Source organism: Achromobacter sp. (genome assembly GCF_057314935.1).
On sequence record NZ_DBHKZA010000011.1, the window covers coordinates 61236 to 86552 of the forward strand.

Genomic DNA, 25317 nt, shown 5'->3' on the forward strand with positions numbered 1-25317 from the left:
GTATCGGCCAGCACCAGGTCGCCCTTGCCCAGCACGTTGCGGGCGCGCACGTCGGCCGAATCCAGGTCTGCGCCGGCCACCGCGGTCAGGCTCCAGGCGCTGGCGCCCGGGCCCAGCATGGGCGCCAGCGCCCAGTTGCGGCCTTGCTTGCCGTCGGGGCCCTTCGGCCGCAGATCCACCGGCTTGCCGTCAAGCAGCACCACCTTGGTCTGGGACGGGATCAGCGAGCCCTGCGCCAGCACGATCTGCCTGCTGGCGACCAGCTCGGTCGGTAGCGCCACGCCCTTGGGCCACGTGAATGCGCGCACGGAAGCGTTGCTGCGCAGGACAAAGCCCGCGCCCAGCTGCGCACCGGGCTCGAGCTGGACCTCGCCGGCCAACACCGTGCCGGCGCGCAGGACGCTGCCGTCGGCCGTCGTGACATTCGCGGTCAGCACCAGGCCGCTGGGTAGGGACAGGGATGCGTTCAGCGTCATTGCCACCGGCAGCACGGTGCCTGCCGGCAGCGTCGCGGGGCTGGCGGGCAAGTCGTAGTTCAGCGCGCGGCCGGCCGGGAACGAGGAACCCGCTTCCAGCTTGACGCCGCCGATGGGCACCACCAGGTCGCCGCCGTAAGGCGTCACGGCCTGCAAACCGTAGCGTCCTTCCACCAACTGCCAGCCAGACGCATCGTCAGGCGAATCCGGCGGGGGTGCGAAGCCGTCGTTGATGCTGCCGTAGATGTTGAGGTTGCCGCCAGCGCGCAGCACCAGCACGCCCGGTTCCCCGTAGCCGCGCCGAGCCGGCGTCATGCGGTCGGCGTTCGGCCCGTAGCGGTAATTGGACAGATCGATATCGCCGACCACGCTCAGGTCGCCGTCCGACGTGGCGCTGACTACCTCCACGCCGGGACGCAAGTGGTAATTGCCAAGGCCGGACAGGCGGCCCGACAGCGCAGGATTGCCCAGCGCCGCGGTCATGAAGGACTGGCTCTGCAGATCGATGCCGTCCAGATAGCCCTGCGTAATCTGCTGGGGACGCTTACCGGTGACGTCGGGCGCGTCGGCCAGCGGCGCGTCGTTGTAGCGGCGGAAGGCGTTCACGGCGATCGTCTTCGCGCCCAGGATGGCGGGGCTGCCCGCCACCACCACGGCCACGTCGCGGGCGCCGTCGCCCGAACCGGCGATGGCGCCCTGCTCCGCGCCCCCGCCCAGGCGGCGCGCGTTCAGGTCCAGCGTGCCGCGGGCGATACCGTCGTGGTTCTGCGCCTCGCTACCGGCGCGCAGGTCCACGCCTGCGCCGGCGCCCAGCGTCAGCGTGCCTTCTCGGGACGTCAGGTCGACGATGGCGCGGTTGGCGCTGTCGATGATCTTGCCGTAGCTGTCCACGCGCAGGCCGGCCCCATGGGCGTCCAGCATGCCGTTGACGACCAGGTCGCGCATGGCCGCCAGGCGGATGCTGCCCACCTGCGCGCCACTGGCATCGATGCGGCCATTGACGGTCAGGCTGCCGCCATCCACTACCAGTTCGACGTGCCTGGCCCGCAGCTCGTCGCCGACCACCACGTCGCCACGCTTGATCTGGAAACGCCGGACGCCGAAGACGCCCCCTTCGGTCAGGCGCGCGTTCAAGTCGGCAAAGTCGCCCAGGGTCTGCGCCCGCAGCACGGCTTCGGCGCTTTCGTACGCCACCCGCGTGCCGCCCGCGTCGTACAGGCCGGAGGCCGTGCCGCGGAACGCGCCGCCCAGGTCCACCCGGCCGGCGTCCGCGCCCAGCGCGATGGCCTGAATGCGGCCGGCGCGGTTGTTCTGCGCCGACACGTCGATAAGCCCTCCCCGCGCCTGAGTGATGTTGCCTGCCATGCTTTGCAGTTCCACATCGCCGCCCCAGCTGTAGCGCGGCGCGTCCAGCAAGCGCACCTCGCGGCCCGACACATCGATCCGCGAATCCACGCCCAGCACGATGTCGCCCTCGGCCTTGATCGAGAGCTTGCCCGACGGCAGCGCTACCGTCGTATCCAGGACGACGCTGCGGCCCGCCAGGCTCAAGGTGGCACCCAGTGCATCACGCGCGGCGGGAGCCGCGCCTGTGCCGGAGAGCGTCAACGCGCCGCCAGCCGTGATCGCCATCGCCGAACCGGCTTCGCCGGTCAGGAGCGGCGTGCGGATCAGCAGGTCGCCGCCGCGATAGCGCCAGCCCGCTTCGGCGGAGTAGCCGTCCTGCCCCTGATAGACGGACAGGCCGCCACGGGCGCGGCCCGAGATCATCTGCGCAGCATCCAGCGACACGGAGGCAAAGCCCAGCATCAGGCGTTCGGCGGGCACCAGCACGTTCGGCAACTGGAAGGGCGAGGACTCCAGCCGTATCACGTCGGCCACGATGTTCAGGCCGCCGTTCCCCAGGCTGTCCAGCATCGCGCCCCCAGGCGCCTGGGGTTTGCTGGCGCCGGCTCCGCTCGCGCCGCTGCGGTCGGCGGCAACCGAACCCGCCCAGACGAATTCGGCGGCAGCGATGGTGGCGGTATCGCCTGCCGCGCCGTAACCGTAGATGGCCGGCGCGCCCAGCACCAGGCGCTGCAGCGACCGGCCGCCGGCGCCGCGCGCGTCCAGCGATACCGAGCCGTACACATTGACGGATTCGCCAGCGTTCAGGATCAGGCTCTCAAGTGCCGGGGCTTCCAGCGCCGTGTTCCCGCGCAGCAAATTGCCCAGCACGTCCTGGTTCAGCACCATGCCCGGCGGCAGGCGGCCCGCCGCGCCGGCCTGAGCCAGCGCCTCGGCGCTGCCCATGTTGACGGCCGAGACGCTCAGCGCCAGGTTGCGGGTGCCGTACTGCACCGTGTCGCGCCAGGTGAACGCACCATTGGTGGACGCGCCGATGGAACCTTCCGACAACAAGCGGGCCATGCCCGCGCAGTCCGCGATACATCCCCCCACGTCCACGGCCGTGCCCGCGCCGTTCGACGGCGGCAACAGGTTTACCAGGCCGTTCGATACGGCCAGCGTGGCACCGGAGATCGACTGGTAATAGAGCCCGGTGCGCGCATCCTGTGCCACGTCGCCGCGGCCAAGCGTGGACAGCGTCGCGCCTTGCTCGACCACGATGCCGCGCCCGCCATCGACCGCATACAGGAAGATTTCTGGCGCCCGCAACACCGCGCCACTGCGCACCACCACCTGCTGGGCATCGCCACCCACGCTGCGTGCGCCAGTTTCATAGGTTCCCGCCACGCCCGCCACGCCGCCGATGAACATCGCCCCCGGGGACAGCGCGTTCAGATCCGTGGCGTAAAGGGCCGCGGCCTTCGGGGGCAGGATGGGCGCCTGTCCCGGCGCCAGGATCTCAATCCCGCTGGCCGGTCCTGTCACCGCCAGGCGGCCCGTATAGGCGCCGCTGCCTTGGGGTACGTCGAACCGCGCCGCCCCCTTGAACGACAGCGCCGGACTGTCTTCCCGGCCGGCGCCTTCCGCCAGGCTCAGGTGCAACGTCCGGGCATCCGTGGTCAACATCCCTCGCTGGGTGCCTTTGCGCGCCGCGTCCGCAAGCACGAAGGCGTTGTAGGTCGTCTCGTTGTATTGCGCATGGCGCCGCACCACGTCGGCAGGCGTGATCAAGAGTCGGGTGGACAGCGTCGCGACCTGACCGGTCAAGGCCGTGCCCAACCGGCCGCTGCCTACCCACGAACCGCCGCGCGTGCGCGCTGCCACGGACGCCTCATTGATGCCCTGCGCGCCCAGTTCGACGCGGAACGCACCGGGCAGCAGCGCGTAGGTCGATGGCAGCAAGGTATAAGTGCCGGCGGGCAGGCCCGGCACGCCGGCTTCGATCGTCACCTGCCGCCCGACGGCGGGACTGCCGGCGCCCGAGTCGGGGGCGACCGGCGCCTGGCTGCCCCCAAAGCCCGGCACGATGGCGTAGACCGCATTGCCAGAGCGGCTGAATCCGAATCCCGGATTGGCGTCGGCCATGGCGTAACGCAGCACGTCGACCGAACCGCCGCGACCGCGCACGAAGGCGCCACCCGTCAATTCGCCGCCGCCGGACAGGTCCAGCACAGCACCCTCGGCCACCTCGATCACCTTGCCCTGGATGTTGATCTTGCGGCTCAGGAAGCCGTCGGAGCGGGTCGCCTCCAGCTCCACCTCCTTGCCGGCATACAGGTACTTCACGCCATCCACCGTGCCGCCATACGGCATGACCAATCCGTCGCCGCTGATGGACGTCAGGCTGCCCGGCAGGAACCGGACGGTGCTCGGGGTTTCAGATTTGCTTTCGAACGTAATGCCGCCCAACGGGGCGCGCAGCACCCCGCCCTGCTCGATCAGCGGCGCAGCCAGCGTGATGGCGCCGAACGCGGAATACGGCGTGGCCGGCGTGTCGCCCGCGGCGCGCCGAAGTGTCAGAACGGCATCAGGGTTGTATTTGGCAATTTCTCCCTGCGGCCCCAGGACCGTGTATTCGCCCATGGCGATGATGCCGCCAGACCGGGTGACCGGGTAGATCTGCGCGGCGCTCAGCGTCAAGCGATTGGGGGCCGCCAGCTTGGTGTTCAAGCCGCGGTCACCGAACCCCGCGGCGCCCAGGCGCACGTCACCCCGCACGTCCAGCTGCACATCGTCAAAACTGATCAGGTTCCGGCTGCCCCGCACATCCAGGAGGCCGGCCGACAGGTCCAGCCGGTGACCGACGTTGAAATACTTCAACGGCGCGGAAACCAGCTGCAGGAAGAAGTCGGCGCCATCCAGCGGCTTGTAGCGCGCTTGGTTGAGCAAGACGTAGGGCGCGGCCAGGCTCACCTCGCTGGCGGCAGCCGCGGCATCGACCAGCGACAGCGCCCCAGACAGCCGCAGGCTCTGGCGCATGGACAGCGCGACGCTGCCATCGGCGCGCACGTCGGCATTCACCGCCAGGTTGTCAAAGCCCCCGGCCTCGATGCGGTCCACGCCCAGGCGTCCGTAGCCGTAGGCCAGCGCCGGCGTGGATTCACCCGGCCGCAGGTCCGCGGCCAGCATGCTGTCGCCCTGGTGCTGCGCCAGCACCAGTTGCCGCTCTTTTTGCACCGCCGTTTCTGGCGAAAGATTGCGCTGATAGAACGCGCCGCCGAACGAAATGCCTAGCGTGCCGCCAGCCGCGCGATCAGACCCCGCCCCCGCGCGCATCGTGCCGTCCAAGTGCAGGCTATTGGCCGAAGACAACACGATGGTGCCGCCGTCGGAACCCACGACCGTGGCGCCGCGGCCCGACAGGTCCAGAACGGCCTGCGTGCCGGACGCGTCCAGCAGCGAACCCGGTCGCAGGATGAGGTGCCGGTCGATAGGACGGCTGGGGGTGTCGACATCAGCCTCCCAGTCGAGCTTGCCGCCGATCTCGATCGTGCCTCCCGCATGCACCAGCCCGTAGCGCCGGCCCTTGGCATCCACGGCGACATGACTGCGTCCGGCCACGTCCAGCACGGCCTGTTCACCGATCCAGACCGACCGGGGATTGGCCTTGGGCACGTAGGGCTGCTCGCCGATGCGCGGTTCCTGAATCGAAATTCGCCCACCCCAGGCGTCCAGCCGGCCCAGCACGGAGATCTGGTCGGCGCCCTTGATCTGAATGGAGCGGCCAGGGTCGACACTGACCCGTGCGCCTTCGCCCACGACGATCGGCCCGCCTTGCGCGGCCCGGTCCGAGTACAGCGCCAGGTCGGCGCCGACGCGTTGCGTCAAGCCGGCGCGCAACGGGTCTTCCGTGTACAGCGGCGGCGTCCACAGCGACAGGACGTCACCGGGTTGGGCGCTGGAACCGGGCGCCTGCGCGGCGCCGCCCTCGAACCGCAGCACCGGCATGGCGACGTCGATTTGCGCGCCATCTGCCACGGCCAGCCCCTGGTAGCCATTGATCTCGTACTTGCCGAAACCGGAGCGGAACAAGGATGGATCCAGCCGCAACGCCTCTGCCTCCAGCGGGTCCGACGGACCGCCCAGCACGATGCGCCCGCCGCTGGAGACGGACAACGTCCCGCCGCCCGTCACGCCATAGCCGCGCGCCTCTCCGCCAAACGACAGCAGGCCGCCGCTGGATTGAACGCCGCTCGGAACATGCGCGGCCAGCGTCACGCTGCCCCCCTTGCCGCCCCGCAGCTTGCCGTCCGCCAGCACCGATGCGCCGGCCGACACATCCAGCACGCTGCCCACGTCCACGACCACGTCGCCCGTACCGCGCAGCGCCACGCGGCCGCCATCGCGCACCGGCAGCCCAGCCAGGCCCTCGGCGTCGCGCAGCAAGTTGGCCCAGACGCCGCGCGCATCCAGCACCACGCCGGCGGCGACGTGCAGTCGCGCAAGCTGCTGGGGCTGGGGCGCCAGCGCCGCATCCTCGATCCGCGGGGCCAGGAAGCTGGGTTGCAGCAACACGTTGCCCGCCTGGATCAGGCCGCCGCGACTGACCAGGTTGGCCTTGATATCCACCTCGGGCGCATAGAGCGTGATCTCGCCCCCATCGGCGCTGCGCAGGGCCGAGTCGACGGTGATGGACCGCCCGGCGGCGATGCGCACCCGGCCTAGCGCAAAGCCATTGAGCCGGTCTACGTCCAGGAACAGCTTGCCCTGGTTCTCCCGCGGCAGGGCCGCGGCAAGATCCAGCCCGTCGGCCAAGCGTTCCCTGCCCGTGCCCAGCGTCACGTCGGCCACCGTATCGCCGGTGGCGCCCAGCTGATCGTGCACAAGCTTGGTGACGGGGTCGTAATAGCGCAAGTCGTTGCCCACCACCAGCGCACCGCGGCGCGCCGCCGCACGCTGCGACTGGCTGTAGCCGTCCAGCCCGGCCTGCGGCGCAAGGTCCTGGCGCACGCCCTGGTAGGTATCGCTGGCGAGGTCCCCTTCCAGCACGGCGCTGCGGGTCGCAATGACCAGCGTCCCCGCATCGCGCCCCACCGTGTAGCCATCCTCGTCGCGCGTGCGCGGCGCCAGCAGCGCGTTGTAGAAGCGGCGCGTGGCCTTGTCGCCCCAACGCTCGGAGCGCTGCTCGTAGCCCCGGTAGATGCCGGTGAACAGCATATCGGCCGGCGCCCGGTCAGCCGTGTAGAGCCGCCCGTCCTGGCCGCGCAGCCAGGTCTGCTGCAAGGTCCCGGACTGCACGTCCAGCGTGCCGCCCGACAGGTTGATGGTCGAACCGGCCTGCGTCACCACCTCGGCGCCTTCGAAGCGGACCAGGCCACCCTGCGCCAGCCAATGGCTTGCCGGCACCGCCAGCGTTCCCAGGTAGCCGCCCACTTCCAGCAGACCGCCGCCGCTGTACCAGCGGTCGCCCTCGTAGCCACCTGCCCCGCCGGCCACCTGGATCAGCGTGCGCCGGTCCAGCCACACGTCGGAATTGTTGAGCCGGGCGTCGTCGCGGTTCAGCGGCGAATCGCGTTGTTCGTTGCCCTGCAGATTGATCTTGATGTTGTTCGATTCCATCGACACGGCCACGCCGATCGCACCGGCCACGTCGATCTGCGCGCCATCGCGCACAAGCGTGCGCGCGCCCGCCTTGACCGCGACCTGGCCGCCCGTCGCCAGCGTCAGCGAATCGCCCTGGAAGTCGACCGTCCCGCCGCTGTCGACCTGCACCAGCGAAAGATCGCGCCGATTGCGGTCGGCAAGCGCCAGCGTGGCGGTCGAATTGACGCTGGGCGGCATCAGGTTGTCGCGCTGGCCGTCCAACGCGGTCGCGTTATCCGCATCCACCAGGATGGCGGTGATGGCCCCCGGCTGCAGCGTTACGGCGGCATCGCCGCCCACGCCGTTCAAATGGATCGTGCCGCGCGAGTCCACCGACGTGGTGGACGCCAGCACGCCGGCCTGCTCGACCGTCCGGGCCGCCAAGGTGATGTCGCCCTGCGGCGACAGGATCAGGCCGCGATGGGTCACGACGCCGCTGCCCGCGGGCACGATTTCGCTGCCGCGCGTCGTCGATGCGGCGTTGCCCTCGGTGCCCTGGCCGCGCTTGATCACGAAGCTGTCGCCTGCCGCCAGCGCGGCCTGCCCCTTGGCCGTCACGATGGAACCCGCGTTATCGACTTCCCGGCCCAGCAACAGCACGTAGCCGCCCGACTGCGTCACGGTCGCGGGGCGGTTGGTCTCGATGGCCGCGCCGGGCCGCAATTCCACCTTGCCCAGCGCATCCGTGAAGGTCGGGGTCTTGTCGTCGGGTCCATACAGGCCGTTGTTCTCGAACTGCGCGTCCGTGATGCGCGCGGCGGCCGCCACCAGGTTGCGCGCGTTCACCTGCGACGAGCCGTCGAAGATCACGCCGTTGCGGTTGACCACCATGACCGTGCCGCCGGCCTTGATCTGCCCTTGGATCACCGAAGGCCGCGCTTGCGGGTCGTTGACGCGGTTAAGCACCGCCCAGGTCGGATCCTGCTGGAATTCCACCGTGGTGCGCGAACCCACGTTGAAGGTCTCCCAGTTCAGGACCGCCTTCGCGCCCGTCTGCTCGATCGCGACCCTGGCGCGCCCTTCCTGAAGGGTCTGCACGGGCGCCTTCGCATTGCGCCAGCCGGCCGTCAGCGGATTGGTGTCCACCTTCAAACCGCCCTCGGCCAGGCCGTCCGGCACCGATGCGCCCGACGCCAGCGCCGCGTCGCGCGCGGCGCGCTGCGCCGCCTGCTGCGCGGCGATCGCCGCCGCGGTCCGCCCCAAATTGCCGACCGACCGCTGCAACTGGTCGCGCGCCGCCTGCGACTGCCGCGCCCCGGTAAGCGTGGTCACCGGCGCACCATTGGGCAGCCTGCCCGTGGCGGCGGCCTGGGCCTGCACCGCCCCCTTGGCCGCGAACCAGCCGCCGCTGAACGCCTGCTGGGCCGACGCCGGCACAGCGACGCCCCCCGACACCAGCAACACCGCCAGCGCCGCCGGCAGCGGCTTGAGCCGACCTGTCCGCGAGCCGGCCGCAGCAGAGCGGGTCATAGGGAGTTTGCGGAGACGCGATGTCATAGCGGGCAATCCTGATCCGAGTAGCCAAGGGAGTACAGGCACGTCATCGGCGCAGTCAGGGCGCGTGATGGCGGCTCATACTCCAATGACGAAAGGACGCGATGGAAGGGCTACCGAAAACGTCGGCTTTTTTTGTAACAGCGCAATCAGCTCAACAGCACGATGCCGCCAGGCAGACGCGTGAGTTGCGCGCCATACAGGTCACGCAACATGTGCAGCGCCAGGTCGGTCTGCGTAATTTCGAAGCGCATGCGCACGCGCCGGGCTGCCAGGTCAGCGTTGCGCACCAGCACGCGGCCCGCGCGATAACGGTTGATCTCGTCGACCACCTCGGCCAGCGTCTGCCCTGCGAAACTGAGCGTGCCCGTGCGCCAGGCATCCACTTGCACGGTATCCACCGCCAGCGCAGGTTGCAGGCCGGCATCGTCGTAGATGACCTGCTCGCCTTGCGCCAGGGTCTGCATTGCGCCCGCCGCCTCCACCTGGACCGAACCTTGCAGGCACGTGACGCAGACCTGCGGCCCGGTATAGCGCAGGTTGAAGCGAGCCTGCCGCGCACGCGTAGCGCCAGCCCCCGCGTAGACGACCACCGGCGCGCCGCCGCCGGCGGCTTCAACCTGGGCTTCGCCCGCCACCAGTTCAATGGCCTCGTTGCCAGCTTGCGCGCCGCGCTGGTTGATGCGCGTCTGCGTGTTCATCTGCACGCGCAGCTGATCCGACAGCGCCAGCTCGCGCTGCTCAGCCGTGCCGGTACGGAAGTCCGCCGTGAAATCCAGCAGTGACGGCCACAGGGACAGCGGCGGCCACACCGCCACCGCGGCACCGCCCGCGGCCATCGCCCCCAGGAATGCGCGGCGGGCCGGCCGGCTTGGCCCCCTGGCGGGAGGATGCGCCAGCCCGGGATCGCGGCGGACGGCCTGCCGCAATACCGGATCCATGTCCTGCCACAGCCGCGCCACCTCGTTCCAGGCGCGCGCATGCGACGGGCTGCGCGCGCGCCATTGCTTCATCGCCTCGGCGTCGCCGCGCGTCGCGTCGCGGTCGCGCAGGCGCAACCACCATTGCTCGGCTTCGCGCCGCAAGCGGTCGGGATCTTCGGAAGGGTTCATGGCGCCGAGCATCGTGTCAGAATTTCCGCCGGCCTACAAGATCGCCATTGGCCACGGCCTCTGTGCCGGCCAGGCGCTCGCGGCAATGCCGCATGGCCGCGGCCAGTTCCTTTTTCACCATGGCCACCGATATCTGGAAACGTTCCGCGATCTCGGCATTGAGCAGCCCGTCCACGCGCGCCGCGGCCAGGATGGCGCGCTGGCGCGGCGGCAGCTCGTCCATGGCCGCTTCAAGCGTACGCACGTCGCGCCGCGCCGCGACGATGCGCAGCGGGTCCGCCGTGTCGTCCACAACGTGCAGCAACGCCTCGCGCTCGTCGTCGCCCAGCGGTTCGCGGTTGCGCCGCCAATCGTCGGTGGCGATGCGTGCCGCCATGCGCAGCAGATAGGCATCCGGATTCAGCACCGGGCTGGCGGGCTTGGCCACATCCAGCCGCAACCAGGTTTCATGCAGCGCAGCCGACGCCTGGTCGCGCGAGCCGACGATGCGCTCCAGGCTGCGTCGCAGTTCGGCATAGCGGGTGATGAGGCGCAGTCGCAGCAGCGCGGCGGAAATCATGGACATGCGGTCACTCCGCCGGCCGGCGCGGGGCCGCGCAATGCGTGCCGCCAGGCAGCAGCAATACCGATACGGGCTGCGGCAGGCCTGCAGGCGGCGGCGCGCCCACATCCATCCCGTTGATGGCGCGCGTCACGGCCATGTCCACCCGGTCGCTGCCGGTCGTGTCCAGCAGGCGCATCCGCGCCACACGCCCACCGTCATCAAGCCGCAGTTGCAGCGCCAGGCGATAGCTGCCCGGTTGCGCGGCCGCATTGCCGCACAGCGTGCGCAAGATGGCCTTTTGCAACCGTCCGATATAAGCGCTGAAATCCGCGCCGCCGGCGCGCGCGCCCGGAATGTCCTCTGCTTTCAGCAGGGCAGCGCCGTTCTCGGACTGCCGGGCCGTCCCGTCAGCGGCCGGCGCGTAAACCACGATGGCTTCGCCGTCCGTCTGGCGGATGCGCAACCCCGATCCATCGAGCAACCGGCGCAGCGCCTCCATGACCGTATGACGGCCGGACAGCGCCGGCGCGGGCTGCCTCGCATGGCGCTCATCGACCAGCACCGCCACGCCCGCAAGATGCCCGATGGCTTCCAGGCTGTCGCCCAGCGGCTGCGCCGGCAATGCGAACTCATAGCGCTCGCCGCGCAAGCGGTCCGGCGACGGGGCGGACGCAGACGCGCCGCCGCCCGCCAGGACGGGCATCCCCAAACACAGGAGACACACGCCAACCAGCGCCAACACACTGAGCGGTGCCGGGGTACCTAACATTGCGCGATATGGACGTCGGGAAATGGAATGGGGCCGGCGGACGCCCGGACAGGGCTACGCCGGCCAGCAGGCTAGCTCAGCCAGATGACTCAACCGTGACACGGGAAGGAGTACGCAGTGACTACGCGGATGGCGGCGAGCGGACGCCGCTCACGTCAGGACGTCAATAGGAAGGGATCCGCCGCCCGACAGGCGGCGGGAGGCGGGCCGGCAAGTTCGCCGGTCCGCCTGTCATTCAATCGGCGTCAACCGCCAATTCCACGGGCGACGCAACGGCGCCCTTTACCGGCTCGGCGCCAGCGGAGCCCGGCAGCTTCTTGCCCTGTTTGGCGCGGTAGTCTTCCAGGAACTTGGCGATCCGGCCAATGGCGATCCGCAGGTCCGGCTCGTGCGGCAGGAACACGATACGGAAGTGATCGGGGCGCGACCAATTAAAGCCCGTGCCCTGCACCAGCATCACGCGGGTCGCTTCAAGAAGCTGCAGGAAGAACTGGCGGTCGTCCTCGATCGGGTAGACGTCGGGGTCCAGCCGCGGGAACATGTAAAGCGCGGCCTGGGGCTTGACGCAAGTCACGCCCGGAATCGCAGTGATCAACTCGTAGGCCAGGTCGCGCTGGCGACGCAGGCGCCCCCCTTCGCACACCAGGTCATTGATGCTCTGGTAGCCGCCCAGCGCCGTCTGGATTGCCCACTGACCCGGCACGTTTGCGCACAGCCGCATGTTGGCCAGCATGTTCAGGCCTTCGATGTAGTCGCGGGCGCTGTGCTTGTCGCCCGAGACCACCAGCCAGCCCGCGCGATAACCGCAGGCACGGTAGCTCTTGGACAGCGAATTGAAGGTCAGCGTCAGCACATCGGTAGACAGGCTTGCCAGCGCAGTGTGCTGGACGTCGTCGTACAGGACTTTGTCGTAGACCTCATCGGCCAGGATGACCAGGCCGTGTTCGCGCGCGATGGCAATGATTTCCCGCAGCACGTGATCGGGGTAGAGCACGCCGGTCGGATTGTTCGGATTGATGACAACGATGCCCTTGGTGCGCGGCGTGATCTTGGCGCGAATGTCGTCCAGGTCCGGGATCCATCCCTTGTCCTCGTCGCACAGGTAATGCACGGGCGTCCCGCCCGACAGGCTCGTCACCGCCGTCCACAGCGGGTAGTCGGGCGTGGGCAGCAGCAGTTCGTCGCCATCGTCCAGCAGCGCGTTGGTCGCCATCGCAATCAGGTCGGACGCGCCATTGCCCAGATACACGTCTTCCAGCGTCACGCCCTGCACGCCCTGCTGCTGGGTATAGTGCATGACCGCCTTGCGCGCCGCGAAGATACCCTTGCTGTCCGAATAGCCCGCCGAATTGGGCAGGTTGCGGATCATGTCCTGTTGGACTTCCTCGGGAGCATCGAAGCCGAACACCGCCAGATTGCCGATGTTGAGCTTGATGAGCTGCTGGCCTTCGTCTTCCATCTGCTTGGCGCGATCCATGATGGGACCACGGATGTCGTACAGGACGTGCGCCAGTTTGCTCGATTTTTTAATGGGTTTCATAGACGGTGATTCGTGCAGTGCACGCCTCCCAGGGCGTTCATCGAGGATGCCCCGCGCGCCAGACGGCGGCCAGTCATGGCCGTCAGGCGGGAGCCGCGCGCCGATGTCCAAACGGGATGCTTGCGTTCCTTGGCAAAATTCAAGAGGGATAGTCGGGGAAACATGGTACACGGCGCCGCAGCAAAACCCCAACCGGCAATACTGACTCAAACCTGAATGACAAACAGGCACGATGGCGCCATGCGCCGACGACCCGTTCTTGCGCAGCGACCCGGGCCGGCGCCATGCCGCGCCGATGGCGCCCCTATGCCAGACATTGAATGAATTTTCGTGACATAAATTAACGCATTTTGTATAAACCACGGTTTGGCTAAACAGAGACAGACCGTGTTGTTACTGCAGAACTCGCGTGGGTGGATCGGAGCCGTGTCGGCTGCCGCAGTGTTGACGCTGGCCGGTTGCGCCACGCCGGTGCTGCCTTATACCTATACGCCCGCATCGGCCCTGGCAGCCACGGGCGACGTCGGTGTCGGCCAGTTCAGCTACGAACCCAACAAGTATCTGCAAAGCCTGTCCGACGACCCCTCCAACGCCCGCGACACGCGCTACCGCAATGCGGGCCTGTCCACCTCGCAACAGCACACCGGCGGCCCGCCCGGGGCGTACCGCTCGACGTACTCGCACGTTCTGCCCAATCAGGCGCGCAATACCGCGGTAGGGACGGTGCTGTTCGAACGCAATGTGGCCGACATCATCCGCGACGCCTCCCTTACGGAACTGCGCGCGATCGGGATCACCGTGTCGCGCCCCACCATCAGCCGCGAGCTGACGGGCGAGGTGCAGAACCTCATGGTCGACGAATTGGGCATGAACATCGACTGGACGCTGCGCGTGGTGTACACCGTGGCCGAAAAGTCCAATGGCGACGTGGTCTACAGCGCGGTCAAGGAAATCAAGCGGACCACGCCGAAGTTCCTCAACGTGCTGGGCGCCCTCAACGACCTCATCCGTCTGAATATCGAAGCGCTGGCGACCGATCCGCAATTCCTTGCCGCGATCCAGAACCCGACGCAGTCCACGGCATCCTCCCGGAAGTAAAACCATGAAACTGCGTTGCCTGCTCGCTTCGGCGATGCTCTGCCAGGCCGCCACCGCCGTGGCGACGCCAGCCTCGGCGTTGTCCCGTACCCCGACGCCCGCCCCCGCGGCGCCCCCTGCCGTCGCGACCCCGGCGCCCGCCAATATCATCAGCGTGCCCTCCATGGGCATCGCCTTCACGGCGCCGCAAAACTGGTCGCACAAGATCAGACGGACAGGACGGGCCGGCGAAATTGTCGTCGATCCCGTTGAAGTCGACCCCAACCGGTTCCTGCGATGCCACCTCAAATCCTCGGTCGAACCGCGTTCGCGGGCGTTGTCGCAACAGCAAATCAACGCCCGCATGCTGGCCAATCCCGCAACACCGGAACAATTCGCGGAAATACTGGATAGCCATGTGGAGGATCCCAACCTGACGGCGAGCGTCCGCGACGGTGGCAAGATGCTGGTGGGCGAACGGCTTGTGTACTGGTATACCGCCAAGATGACGCTCAAGGAGAAGGGCAAGGAAGGCGTTGTCTTCATGAAGCTCTACGTCATCAGCGTGCCGGGCTTCACCTGGAGCGTAGTATGCGGCGCAGGATCGCCGGGCGAAGCCGCCACCGCTTCGGCCAGATTCAACGAATGGTTGCCGTCCTTCGACCGATTGGTGTTGTCGCTCCAGTTCTCCGCCCCGGTCCAGCCGCCGGTGCCCGCCCCGGCGCAGGCACCGGCCGCCGCGCCCGCCGCAGACCGCATGCCTCCCCCCGCACGCCAGCCTGCGGCCAATCCCGTGCCGGCCGCGGCGCCAGCATCCTCCTCCGTCGCCCCATCCAACAGCGGCAGACTCGCGGCAAACCGGCCATCGATGGCCGAACGCCAGGCCAGCGCCGGCGTGGCCCCGCCCGCACCCGCCGCCCGCACGACGGAACCAGCCGTCGCCAACCGCGATGTGCAGCCGTACTCGGGTTACGGATTCGCGGTGCGCGTGCCGGAGGCCGCCGACCGCTCGATCATGGACAGCACCATCGTGCAGGAAGCGCTGGCCCAAGGCTGCAAGGTGCGCAAGCCGCAACGGCAAATCGTGATCAGCCGCAATGCCGGCCCCTTGAACGTCGACGAGGTCGTTTTCCCGCAGGGATGCTTCGGCGCACGCGGCACGCCGCCGTTGTACGGCGTGGGCACCATCCAGTCTCCCGCCCGCAATGCCAGCCAATACCTGGTGTTCGACTACGACGACCAGGCGCGCGAGCGTCTGATCGACTATTTGAGCAGGCAGTAGCCGGGGGACGACAGGAGAAATGCGCGTCGGTCCGCTTCCGGCCGGAAGCGGACGCTGGCCATTCGACTGAATCCAAATATCTTCAGCGCGCCGCGCCGCAAAGCCTCACAATATATCGGGCGGATCTGGTCCTGAATATTGGAGCTCCGATATGAAAAGTCGCTTTGCGTGGGTAGTAGCGCTATTGACCGGGTTGCTGTGCATCGCCAATGCCGCGGCACAGCCGGCCTTCCCAAGCAGCTTCAAGAACCGGACCGTCATCATGGCGGATGGCGCGAGCCTCTTCGTGCGCTCAGGAGGGGCCGGCCCCGCCGTGGTGCTCATTCATGGCTTCGGCGACACGGGCGACATGTGGGCTCCGCTGGCACAAGCGCTCGCGAAGACGCACCTGGTGATCGTGCCGGACCTCCGCGGCATGGGCAAATCGTCAAAGCCCGCCAGCGGCTACGACAAGAAGTCGCAGGCGGTCGACATACGCACGGTCGTGACGGCGTTCAAGCAGGACAAGGCCGCCGTCGTCGGCCATGACATCGGCACGATGGTCGCCTATGCGTACGCAGCGAGCTACCCCGACAAAGTCGACAAGCTTGTCGTGATGGACGCCCCCGTACCCGGCATCGCGCCTTGGGACCAGATCATCCTGTGGCCGGCGCTGTGGCACTTCAACGCCGGCGGCCCCGATTTCGAGCGGCTGGTCGCCGGGCGCGAACGCATCTATCTGGACCGGTTCTGGAACGAGTTTGCCGGCACGCCTTCGAAAATCGACGAGGCGACGCGACGGCACTACACCAAGCTTTATTCCCAGCCGGGCGCCATGCGCGCCGCCTTCGCGCAGTTCAACGCCATCGCCAAGCATGACGTCGCCGACAACATCGCGTTCTCCAGAACCAAGCTTGCCATGCCAGTGCTTGCCATCGGCGGTGAAAAATCCTTCGGCGACAACATGGCGATCGTCATGCGCAATGCGGCGACCAATGTGCGCGGAGCCGTCGTGCCGGGTGCCGGGCACTGGTTGATGGAAGAAAGCGCCGGCGCCACGGTCGGATTGATCACAAGCTTTCTGGAAGCGCCGCAATAGCCTGCCGGCACGCCTCTGCCAGGGGCGTCGCTTCCGGCGCCTTCACTCCGCATCAGTCCCCGCAAAATGCGGCGACTGCCCGAAATGTTCGATCAACAGGTCCGTCAATACCCGGATCTTTCGTGCCGGATGCTGGCCCGGCGGGCGGATCACGTAGGCGCCGGCCGGCGGTGGCGGATACCGGGTCATGATGGGCACGAGCGCGCCAGCGGCCACGTGGTCGTGGCTGAGGCAATCGGGCAGATAAGCGACCCCGAGCCCGGCCGTTGCGGCGGCGACCAAGGCCGCGCCGTTGTCCGCCTTGAAGCGCCCTTGCGGGCGAACCGTGAGGGTCTTGTCGCCATCCATGAATTGCCAGGTCTCGGTGCCCTGCATGAGGGCCTCGTGCAGGGCGAGCTGGTCTGGCGTTTCGGGCGCGCCATGCGCCTGGATGTAGCCGGGGCTGGCGAGCAGCTTGCCGTGGATGGGGCCGACACGTCTTGCGATCAGGTTGGAATCCTGCAGATAGCCCACCCGTATCGCACAGTCGTAACCCTCGGCGATGAGATCGACGAAGCGATCGCTATAGCAGGTGTGGACATGAAGCTTGGGATGGCGCCGCGCCAGCTCCGCGACCACCGGCGCGAAATGCGTCAGGCCGAACGACACGGGAACGGCGACGCGCAAGCGGCCTTGCAGCGCGCCGGCCGGCACGATCGTTTCCCGCGCCATGTCGATTTCGGCGCAAGCCCTGGCCGCGTGGTCGCGGAAAATCGCCCCGGCCTCTGTAAGCGCCGCCCCGCGTGTGGTCCGCGCCAGCAACTGGACACCAAGTTCCGCCTCCAACCGCAGCAACCGGCGGCTGACGATCGACTTGGACACGCCCAGCCGAAGCGCGGCGGGCGACACGCCGCCCGCATCGGCGACTTCGATGAAGGTCTGAAGCTCTTCGATGTCCACTGTGCGTTGCTCCCCGTTTTGCGACGCAGTTCGCCGCAGGATAGCACTACGGGGCATGCATCGAAACGGCCAGCGGCGCGTTGCGGCGGCGCGCGCCACTGGTGTTCCTGATGGCGCGACACAGCTCTCCCTGGAACGGAACTACCGCATCAGGAAGGTCGAAAACATAATGCGGGATCCGGGCTGCGTCGCCGCCAACGCGCGCTTTCCGGAAAGCGACTTGCACCGCAACGCGCGATGCAATTTCTGCAAACCCCAGCAAACCAGGGATCGCTAATGACTTTTCGCAATGGCCTCGATTCGCTTCTACGTCCTGAGGATTCGGTACTCGTCCTGATCGACCACCAGCCTTATCAACTCACCAACCTGAATAGCCACGATCCGCATGCCGTGGTCAACAATTCGACGGCGTTGGCAAAGGCCGCCAAGGTCTTTGGCGTGCCCACCATTCTGACGAGCGTGATCGCTGCCCGCGGCGGCCACCTCTTTGCCCAGATCACCGATGTGTTTCCGGGCCAGGAAGTCATAGACCGCACGTTCATCAACACCTGGGAAGACAAGAAGGTGGTCGACGCGGCCAAGGCCACGGGCCGCAAACAGTTGATCATCGCCGGGCTGTGGACCGAGGTTTGCGTCGCGATGCCGGCGATCCAGGCGGCGGGCGAAGGCTGGGATGTGACAGTCGTCACCGATGCGTCGGGTGGCGTGTCGGTCGAGGCGCACGAAGTCGCCCTCCAGCGCATGGCGGCGGCCGGCGTGAATCTGATGACGTGGATGGCAGTGGCTGCCGAGTGGCAACGCGACTGGGCGCGCGCCGACACCGCCGCCGGGCTGACCGACATCCTCGTCCAGCATGCCGCCGGCAGCGGCATCGCGTATCTGTGGGAACAGCAGCTGCTGAACACGCCGGCGCCCGCCCCAGCAGGCTGATCGTGGGGCGGGATGACCGGCTCGCCAAGCGCAGTGTGTATCACGATGCGCCCGGTCATCCCTTGCCCGCCATCCACCGCTAACGTCTTGCAACGTGTCGGGGCGGCGCTGATATTGCCCGAAATGAAAGGCGCGCGATAAGGTGGAACCACCCCGCGCCAGGGCTGCATTCCGAGCAGTCGATGGCTCCCCATGCAAGCGACTGGCTTCTCGTCCATCGATGTGGCCGGCCTGGCGGCCGCAACCGGCGCGTTGAACATGCAGTTCAACGTCGCGACCGGAATCAGTTCGTCTCGGCGTCGCGGCGCACCCACATCCACGGAGATCATCATCGAACTGGCAGGCAAGGACCACGCCGAGTGACAAGACCGCCAGATTTGACCATTGACCGGGCGTGGCCATGAACCCGGGCCGCTATCTGGGTGCGACGGGATTCGCGCTGATCGCCGTTTGCTACGGTTTTGCCCGCTTCGCCTTCGGACTGTTCCTGCCCCGGATCGATGCAGACCTGAGCCTGTCGTCGACCCTGAGCGGTTTGATTTCAGGCGGGGCATTCCTGACTTACTGCATCGCGGTCACGCTATCCGCTTGGCTGACTGAACGAATCGGCGCCCGCCAGGTGGCCATCGGCGCGGCGTTGATCGCGGCGGTGGGCATGGCGGGTATCGCGGCGGCGCCTTCGCCCGCGTGGCTTGCTGGCGCGGTCATGCTGGCCGGGTCCAGCACGGGGCTGGCATCGCCGCCCTTGGCGGCGGCAGTGGCGGCGGCGGTCAGGCCCGATCGGCAAAACGCGACCAACACGATCATCAACGCGGGCACCGGGGCGGGCGTGGCGTTGTCGGGTTCCGTAGCGCTGATGATGGGCGATCTATGGCGTTTCGCGTTCGCGGGGTTTGCCGCGGTCGCGATCAGCCTGGCATTCGCCGCGGCGTTGACCCTGCCGCCAAGCGCGCCGGACACGACGACAAGCACGCATGGCATGCCATCGCTTGACGGTGCGCTCCGGCGCCTGGTCTTGGCGGCGTTCCTCGCGGGCGCGGCCAGCACCGCGGTCTGGTCCTTTGGGGGGCAACTTGTCGCGCTTCGACTCAGCTGGGGCAGCACAGGCGCTGGCCTGCTCTGGATCGCCATCGGGGCGGCAGGCATCGCTGGCGCAGGCGCCGGGCATCTGATCGCGCGGTTCGGCATCGACGGGATCCATCGGGCGTTTCTTGCGGCGATGGCGGCAAGCATCCTGATGATCGGCGTCGAAAGCACTTCGGCAGCCCTGACGCTAAGCGGCGGCGCGCTGTTCGGCGCCGCCTACATCATGCTGACGGGGGTCTATTTGCTGTGGGGGGTGTCGGCCCTGCCTCATCGGCCCGCCACCGGCGTGACGATCGCGTTTCTGGCGCTGGCGATTGGCCAGACCGCAGGGGCCGCCGGCTTCGGGCTGCTGATGGACCGGCTATCGGCCGATGCCGCCGTGATCCTTTTCGCCTGCCTTGCCCTGACGGCAGGAGCCGCACGCGCCGACCGAGCGCGCTAATCCGTTCCATCCTCCCGCGGCAGCCACGCCCCATGGAACCCCGCCGGGATACGCCGGGGCAATCGCACCGTCGCCAACGGTCCCGCGCCCAGATCTCGCCCGTCCAGCACCACCACGTCACTGGTGTCGGTGGCCTGGCGGTACACGCACGCGAGCACCCAGCCGTCATCCTCGTCCCGCGCGCCAGGCCGTGGCACGAACACCGGCTCGCTGTTCTGGTCGCCCGGCGGCACGCGGTACTGCTGGGTCGCGCCGCTTTCCAGGTCGTAACGCACCAGGCCGCGCATTTCCACGTTGGTGGGCTGCTGCACCGCATAGGCATAACGATAAGCACGCCCCGTTCGGCCCTCGTTGATGCGCGGCAATTCGATGGCGGCCCCGTCCCATTGCCGCTCGCTGACCACGCCGCGCGCCAGGTCGATCACGTAGCGCCACAGCACGCCCAAGGGATTGTCTGCGAAGCCCGCGCCGCTACCCGCCACCCGCAGGTATTCCGGATAGCGCACCACGTCCAGCACCAGCGTCGTCGCATCCAAATCGTACGCATTCACCACGTGCAGAACGAAGCATGGCGTCACCTCGAACCAGCGGACCGGCCCGCCATGGCGCGGGATCACGCCCAGGCGCGACTGGCGCTCGTCATGCCAGCGCAGCGGCATGCGGTAGCCGCGCGACAGCATGGAAAAGTCATACGCCACGTTCAGGTCCAGCAGGATGCTGTAGCGTCCGGTGATCGCCATGTCATGCATCATTGATGGCGCGGACACGTCGATCCGTTGGTCCAGCAACGGCTGGCCGTCAGGGCCCGCCACCCCGTAGCGCAACCAGGGCTGCTCCCAATGGGCGCGGAAGCTCATCAACTCGCCGGTCACGGGATCCACCTTCGGATGCGCGGTCATGCCGCCCGCCAGGCCAGGATGACGCTGACTGGTTCCCAGGAAATCCAGCCCCGGCGTCATCACAAGCGGCACGCCGCCTTCCGCCAGCGCCAAGGTTTCGCCTGCGTGGCGCAGCAGGTTGACGTTGGGGTTGGTGTCCGGCAGGTCGGCCGCCAGATGCGGCGCATATTCTCGTGCCCAGATCCGGGTGCGGGCCCAGCGGTTGCGGTATGCCGCCCGGCCCGCCCGGAACTCCATGGCGTGCAGCATTGCCGGCTGGGGCCACCACGACAGCACGTCGTTGCCTTCGAAGCGCCCGCGCAGCGGATTGGGGCCGTTGCGCACCAACACCCCTTCCAGCCCAGGCGGCAACGCGCCTTCCACGGGCAGGTCTATCAAGTCGGATTCATCGGCCAGCGGCGCAGTGGCGCCAGCGTTCAGATCGAATGTGTTCATGTTTGCGTCCTTGATCGCGAACCATCGCAGGACGCATTTTTACCCGGATTAAATTTATCCGTCAATATTACCCGGGTATAAATTATTCGAATGCCGATCGCGCAAAGGGCCCATACCCCATCTTGGGTATGGATGAGTGGGGCACGGTATCTCTAAGCGGGGCTAGACTGAAAGCCTCAGGGATCCCCCTCACCTCAAGGGCGTTTTCATGAAAAAGTCCATCTTCCCCGGTGCAGCCTCCCTGCTTCTTTATTGCCTTTGCGCCACGGCACAGACCGTGACGCCAATGAAAGGCCAGTCTGCCGACATGACTCAGCAAGACGTCGCCGCATGCCAATCGCAGGCAGGCGGCACGGGCAACGCCGCGCCGCAGTCCGGCGGACGCGCCCGAGGCGCGGCGACTGGGGCGGTTGCCGGCGCGACGGTCGCGGGCGTACGCAGCAATCAACACGAAGAACTCTCTGACCGCGTCGACGACGACGTCAAGCAGGACTACCGGCAAGAGAAGGCGAAAAACGCCGCGGTGGCCGGCGCAGTGGTGGGCGGCTCCCGCCAACGCCAGGATCGGCGCCAAACGGCGCAGGCCAATGCCGCCGCGTCGTCGGCCTACACGAGTTGCATGCAACAGCGCGGGTATCAGGTCACGCCCTGAATCCCCATCGATGTGTCCCAACCAACGCTCGCCGCCACGCCAAGGGACTGCTATTTCCGTCGCGGGATCCGCTTTAGAAGATCCGGATCCCGGCGCTAGGCCATCAGATACTGCGTCAACTTCTCCATCATGGCGTCGCACGCCTCCAGCTGCGACAGATCGACGTACTCGTCGGCCTTGTGCGCCACTTCGATGCTGCCCGGTCCACAGATCAGCACCGACGTCTGCGCCCACAGTTGCTGGAACAACCCGCCTTCGGTGCCGAAAGCCGCCTTGACGAGTGGCGTGTCCGGCGGCAACCACGAGGCCAGCAGCGAGACTGCCTCCGAGCCCTCTGCCGTGGCAAGGCCGGGATAGGTATTGACGGTCGTGACCCGGGGCGGCTCGGCATCGGGCCGGGCGCCCGCGGCACGCATTTTCGTCCTGGTAAGCGCCAACACCCGCTCCAGGATCTGGTTCGGGTCATCCTGCGCGACATTGCGGATCTCGAAATTGACTTCGCATTCCGCGGGCACGATGTTCAGCGCCGTCCCGCCCCTGATGGTGCCCGCATGCACTGTGGTGTACGGCACGTCATAGCCGGATTCGCGCGGCCCGTGTTCGGCGAGGTCGTGCTGCACGTCGCGCAGGGCGCTGATCAGATCGCTGGCCGTGTGGATGGCATTGACGAAATGCGGCGCCAGCCCGGAGTGGCCCGCCTGGCCGCAGCATAGGGCCCGGTAGGCCGCCTTGCCCTTGTTGCCGGTGCCGATCTTCATCAGCGTGGGCTCACCCACGACGCAGAGCAGCGGGGCCGGTTCCATGTGTTCCAGCGCGCGCAGCATATGGCGCACGCCGACGCAGCCGATTTCCTCATCGAACGACAGCGCCAGATGCAAGGGACGCGCAAGCGGCTGGCGAGCCGCGCGGATCATGGCCATCACGGCGCAGGCCACGAAGCCCTTCATGTCCGCGCTGCCCCGCCCATAGATCCGCCCATCGCGCAGGGTTGCCTCGAAGGGCGGCGAGGTCCAGGGCTGACCCGTCACGGGGACCACATCGGTGTGGCCCGAGAGCAGGATGCCGGGCACATCCTGCGGGCCGAGGGACGCGTACAGATTGCTCCGCCCGACGTCCTGCGGGTCCGCCACCAGCGTGGACTCGATGCCCGCCCGCGCCAGCAATTCCCGCACGCGCTCGATGAGTTCGATGTTCGGCGTCAGCGTGACGGATTGGAACGCAAGCAATTCGCGCAATAGGTCTGGACTGTTGGTCGGAGTCGGTTTGCTCATGGAATGGGCCTGCAAGAATGCGGAGGACGCGCGGGCGCGCTGTCCGCTCATTTGTTTTCGGGAAGCACGTAAGGATCGAAGAAACTGCCTTCGCTCATGCCGGGAATGTATTGATCCGAGATATAGGAGCGGCAGCGCTGCATGAACACCTCGGTCAGGCGCGACGGCTTCATCGGCTTGTAGGTCGTCAGGCCTAGCAGCATGGGGCGGTGTTCCCCCACCAGACGCAGCCGCACCAGCCGCTTGCCATCCAGCGCTTGCGTGGACTTCGGCCGCACGTTGAACAGGGCGTAGCCGATGCCGTTGGCCACCATGGACCGCACCACTTCCTCCGAACGCGAACGCGCCACGATGTTCGGCTCAAGCCCGACCTTCGCAAATAGGGACATGAAGTAGTCACGGCTCAAAGGCAGGTCCAGCAGCACCATGGGCAGGCGGGCCAGCTCCTCCAGCGTTACCGCGATCTGCTGCGAAAGCGGATGCAGTTCGCTGACCACCACATGCGGCGGCAGCCGTGCCAGTGCCTCGAACGATATCTCGTCGCCCAGCCTCAGGTCGTAGCTCAGCGCGACGTCGATCTCCAGCGTATGCAGCTTGTCGATCAGCAACTGCTGGTCGCCTTCGACCATGTGCAGCTCGACTTTGTCGAATGCGCGTGCGAATCCGAAGATCACCTCGGGCGCGATCATGGCCGTGAGCGACTGGAAGCAGCCTACCCGCAAGGTGCCCTGGATGGTATTGCTGGAGACGGACGCGATCTTGTAGAGGCGCGACGCGCGATCGAGCAGGTCTTCGCATTCGCTCATGACCTGCTGGCCGAGCACCGTCAGGGCCAGGCCCTTGGACGGATGCCGGACGAACAACTGCACGTCCAGCTCGGTTTCGACATGTGCGATGGCGGCCGAAATCGAAGGCGCCGAGATGTGGATCTGGCTGGATGCCGCGGCGATACTGCCATGCTTGGCCGTGGCGACGAAGTACTCCATCTGGCGCAGCGAAATGCGATTGAGCATAGTCCGAAGTGAGAAAACTGGAGCAGGCTTGAGGGAGGTGGCGTTCCGGCTGGCGGGCCGTCACCGTGGCCCGGCGCCGGCATGCGCCGCACCGAGGAAAAGTGTCCCACTATGCCCGGACAGCGGCCAGGGCGCTCCTCGGGTTTTCTCGCACTCGCCGCCTGCCACAGCCTGTCACAGATTGCCGGGCACGCCGAAGCTTGGCGCGGCGCGCGGATCCCGGGCGCGGGTAATGTAGTCCTGGATCTGCGGCTCGTAGACCTTCCAGGCCTCGTAGAGCGCCTCCACAGGACATTGCTCCACCCAGTCCATGCGCAGGTCGACGACAGGCCAATCCAGCTCCGCCACCACCAGCAGCCCGGCCGAATGCACCGGCCCCTCTTCGCCGCCAGCCGCCTGCCCCGCCAGCATGGCCTGCATCAGACGTTCGGCCAGGGAACCCGGGGTCTTCTCGAACGCCGACAGCATGGCGGCGGGCACATCCAGCGACGCCAGCATATTGCCGGCGCACGCGGCGTGCTCGCCCTTTGCGCTGGCCAAGCGGCCCAGCGCGTTCGACCCGGTGAAGATGGCCGGCGCCTGCGTGGCGTCGATGGCCATCAGCTGCCGGTAGCTGATGAAAGGACGTTCGGCCAGGGACTGCAGCGCGCGCTCGGGCGAATGGCCCTGGCTCATCGCTTCAAGGATTAGCGGCCCCAGCGCGGGGTCGGTGATGTTCTGGCTGACCGCCGCGCCCACGCCTGCGCGCGCGCGGACGCAGCGCGCCGCGACCGCCGGCGACGACGATGAGACGGCCGCGCCGAATTGGCCTGTGGCCGGACAACGGGCAATGATGGAGAAAGTCATGACCTGGGCCTCTTGTGGCGTCAATCCGGAATAACAGCAGTCGCGTCGATTTCCACCAGCCATTCGGGGCGCGCCAATGCCGACACCACGATACCGGTGGACACCGGGAACACGCCCTTGAGCCACTTGCCCACCACAAGATAGACCGCCTCGCGATAACGGGGATCGATGATGTAGATCGTGATCTTGCAGATGTCCTGCAGTTCGCCGCCGGCTTCCTTGAGCAGCATGTCGATGTTCTTCATCGCCTGCTCTGCCTGGCCCGAGGCATCGCCGACGCAGACGCTCTCGGACGTATCCAGGTTCTGGCCGATCTGCCCGCGCAGAAAGACAGTGCTGCCGCGCGCGACGACGGCCTGGCACAGGTCGTTGTCGAGTTTCTGTTCCGGGTAGGTTGCCTTGGTATTGAAGGTGCGTATGCGCTTGTGCTTCATGGCTCGACTCTTTATTAGGGTTTATCCGG

General features: G+C 67.4%; 18 protein-coding genes. 7 read left to right on the plus strand and 11 right to left on the minus strand.

Features of this window, described 5'->3' with window-relative positions; all coding sequences use genetic code 11:
* From ACO6D5_RS06115 to ACO6D5_RS06135, 5 genes are all read right to left on the minus strand, one after another.
* Nucleotides 1-8915, minus strand: an 8915-nt coding sequence (locus tag ACO6D5_RS06115) for a two-partner secretion domain-containing protein (protein WP_485824893.1), incomplete at its 3' end; no start/stop codon positions are given.
* 173 nt (nucleotides 8916-9088) lie between these two features.
* The gene (locus tag ACO6D5_RS06120) at nucleotides 9089-10051 is read right to left on the minus strand and encodes a FecR family protein (RefSeq protein WP_485824894.1); all 963 of its coding nucleotides are present in this window, start codon (nucleotides 10049-10051) and stop codon (nucleotides 9089-9091) included.
* A 16-nt stretch (nucleotides 10052-10067) separates the two neighbouring features.
* Nucleotides 10068-10616 carry a sigma-70 family RNA polymerase sigma factor gene (locus ACO6D5_RS06125; RefSeq protein WP_315844652.1) on the minus strand — a complete coding sequence of 183 codons (549 nt, stop codon included), beginning with the start codon at nucleotides 10614-10616 and terminating at the stop codon, nucleotides 10068-10070.
* Nucleotides 10617-10620: 4 nt separating this feature from the next.
* Nucleotides 10621-11298, minus strand: coding sequence for an STN domain-containing protein (locus ACO6D5_RS06130; RefSeq protein ID WP_485824895.1), 678 nt, complete (start codon nucleotides 11296-11298; stop codon nucleotides 10621-10623).
* 301 nt (nucleotides 11299-11599) lie between these two features.
* Nucleotides 11600-12904, minus strand: coding sequence for an aminotransferase class I/II-fold pyridoxal phosphate-dependent enzyme (locus ACO6D5_RS06135; protein ID WP_315844650.1), 1305 nt, complete (start codon nucleotides 12902-12904; stop codon nucleotides 11600-11602).
* A 426-nt stretch (nucleotides 12905-13330) separates the two neighbouring features.
* Between ACO6D5_RS06135 and ACO6D5_RS06140 the strand changes: the two genes are divergently transcribed.
* From ACO6D5_RS06140 to ACO6D5_RS06150, 3 genes are all read left to right on the plus strand, one after another.
* The gene (locus ACO6D5_RS06140) at nucleotides 13331-14002 is read left to right on the plus strand and encodes a hypothetical protein (RefSeq protein ID WP_485824896.1); all 672 of its coding nucleotides are present in this window, start codon (nucleotides 13331-13333) and stop codon (nucleotides 14000-14002) included.
* 4 nt (nucleotides 14003-14006) lie between these two features.
* Nucleotides 14007-15263, plus strand: a complete 1257-nt coding sequence (locus ACO6D5_RS06145) for a hypothetical protein (protein WP_485824897.1) — start codon at nucleotides 14007-14009, stop codon at nucleotides 15261-15263.
* 151 nt (nucleotides 15264-15414) lie between these two features.
* A complete protein-coding gene (locus ACO6D5_RS06150; RefSeq protein ID WP_485824898.1) occupies nucleotides 15415-16341 on the plus strand; it encodes an alpha/beta fold hydrolase in 927 nt (308 codons plus the stop codon).
* A gap of 42 nt (nucleotides 16342-16383) precedes the next feature.
* On the opposite strand, the gene ACO6D5_RS06155 is transcribed toward ACO6D5_RS06150, so the two are convergent.
* The gene (locus ACO6D5_RS06155; protein WP_485824899.1) at nucleotides 16384-17280 is read right to left on the minus strand and encodes a LysR family transcriptional regulator; all 897 of its coding nucleotides are present in this window, start codon (nucleotides 17278-17280) and stop codon (nucleotides 16384-16386) included.
* A gap of 276 nt (nucleotides 17281-17556) precedes the next feature.
* Between ACO6D5_RS06155 and ACO6D5_RS06160 the strand changes: the two genes are divergently transcribed.
* The 3 genes from ACO6D5_RS06160 to ACO6D5_RS06170 all read left to right on the plus strand — a co-directional run bounded on the left by ACO6D5_RS06160 (nucleotide 17557) and on the right by ACO6D5_RS06170 (nucleotide 19738).
* Nucleotides 17557-18210 (plus strand): isochorismatase family protein, encoded by a 654-nt coding sequence (locus ACO6D5_RS06160; RefSeq protein WP_315844680.1) that lies wholly within the window; start codon nucleotides 17557-17559, stop codon nucleotides 18208-18210.
* Between the two features lie 192 nt (nucleotides 18211-18402).
* A complete protein-coding gene (locus ACO6D5_RS06165) occupies nucleotides 18403-18573 on the plus strand; it encodes a hypothetical protein (protein WP_485824900.1) in 171 nt (56 codons plus the stop codon).
* Nucleotides 18574-18610: 37 nt separating this feature from the next.
* Nucleotides 18611-19738, plus strand: coding sequence for an MFS transporter (locus ACO6D5_RS06170; protein WP_485824901.1), 1128 nt, complete (start codon nucleotides 18611-18613; stop codon nucleotides 19736-19738).
* Here the strand turns inward: ACO6D5_RS06170 and ACO6D5_RS06175 are convergent.
* Nucleotides 19735-21072, minus strand: coding sequence for a carotenoid oxygenase family protein (locus tag ACO6D5_RS06175; RefSeq protein WP_485824902.1), 1338 nt, complete (start codon nucleotides 21070-21072; stop codon nucleotides 19735-19737). The two genes, ACO6D5_RS06170 and ACO6D5_RS06175, sit on opposite strands and share 4 nt — an antisense overlap.
* 307 nt (nucleotides 21073-21379) lie before the next feature.
* Here ACO6D5_RS06175 and ACO6D5_RS06180 point away from each other — a divergent pair, with 307 nt between their 5' ends.
* Complete coding sequence (locus tag ACO6D5_RS06180) at nucleotides 21380-21724, plus strand: hypothetical protein (protein ID WP_485824903.1); 345 nt, start codon at nucleotides 21380-21382, stop codon at nucleotides 21722-21724.
* 95 nt (nucleotides 21725-21819) lie between these two features.
* Here ACO6D5_RS06180 and argE read toward each other — a convergent pair whose 3' ends face one another.
* The 4 genes from argE to ACO6D5_RS06200 all read right to left on the minus strand — a co-directional run bounded on the left by argE (nucleotide 21820) and on the right by ACO6D5_RS06200 (nucleotide 25288).
* A complete protein-coding gene (gene argE, locus ACO6D5_RS06185) occupies nucleotides 21820-22995 on the minus strand; it encodes an acetylornithine deacetylase (RefSeq protein WP_485824904.1) in 1176 nt (391 codons plus the stop codon).
* Nucleotides 22996-23042: 47 nt separating this feature from the next.
* On the minus strand, nucleotides 23043-24008 hold the full coding sequence (locus tag ACO6D5_RS06190; RefSeq protein WP_315844640.1) for a LysR substrate-binding domain-containing protein: 966 nt from the start codon (nucleotides 24006-24008) through the stop codon (nucleotides 23043-23045).
* A 174-nt stretch (nucleotides 24009-24182) separates the two neighbouring features.
* Nucleotides 24183-24854 (minus strand): DUF1028 domain-containing protein, encoded by a 672-nt coding sequence (locus ACO6D5_RS06195; protein ID WP_485824905.1) that lies wholly within the window; start codon nucleotides 24852-24854, stop codon nucleotides 24183-24185.
* A gap of 20 nt (nucleotides 24855-24874) precedes the next feature.
* Nucleotides 24875-25288 (minus strand): Rid family hydrolase, encoded by a 414-nt coding sequence (locus ACO6D5_RS06200; RefSeq protein ID WP_315844638.1) that lies wholly within the window; start codon nucleotides 25286-25288, stop codon nucleotides 24875-24877.
* Nucleotides 25289-25317 lie beyond the last annotated feature (29 nt).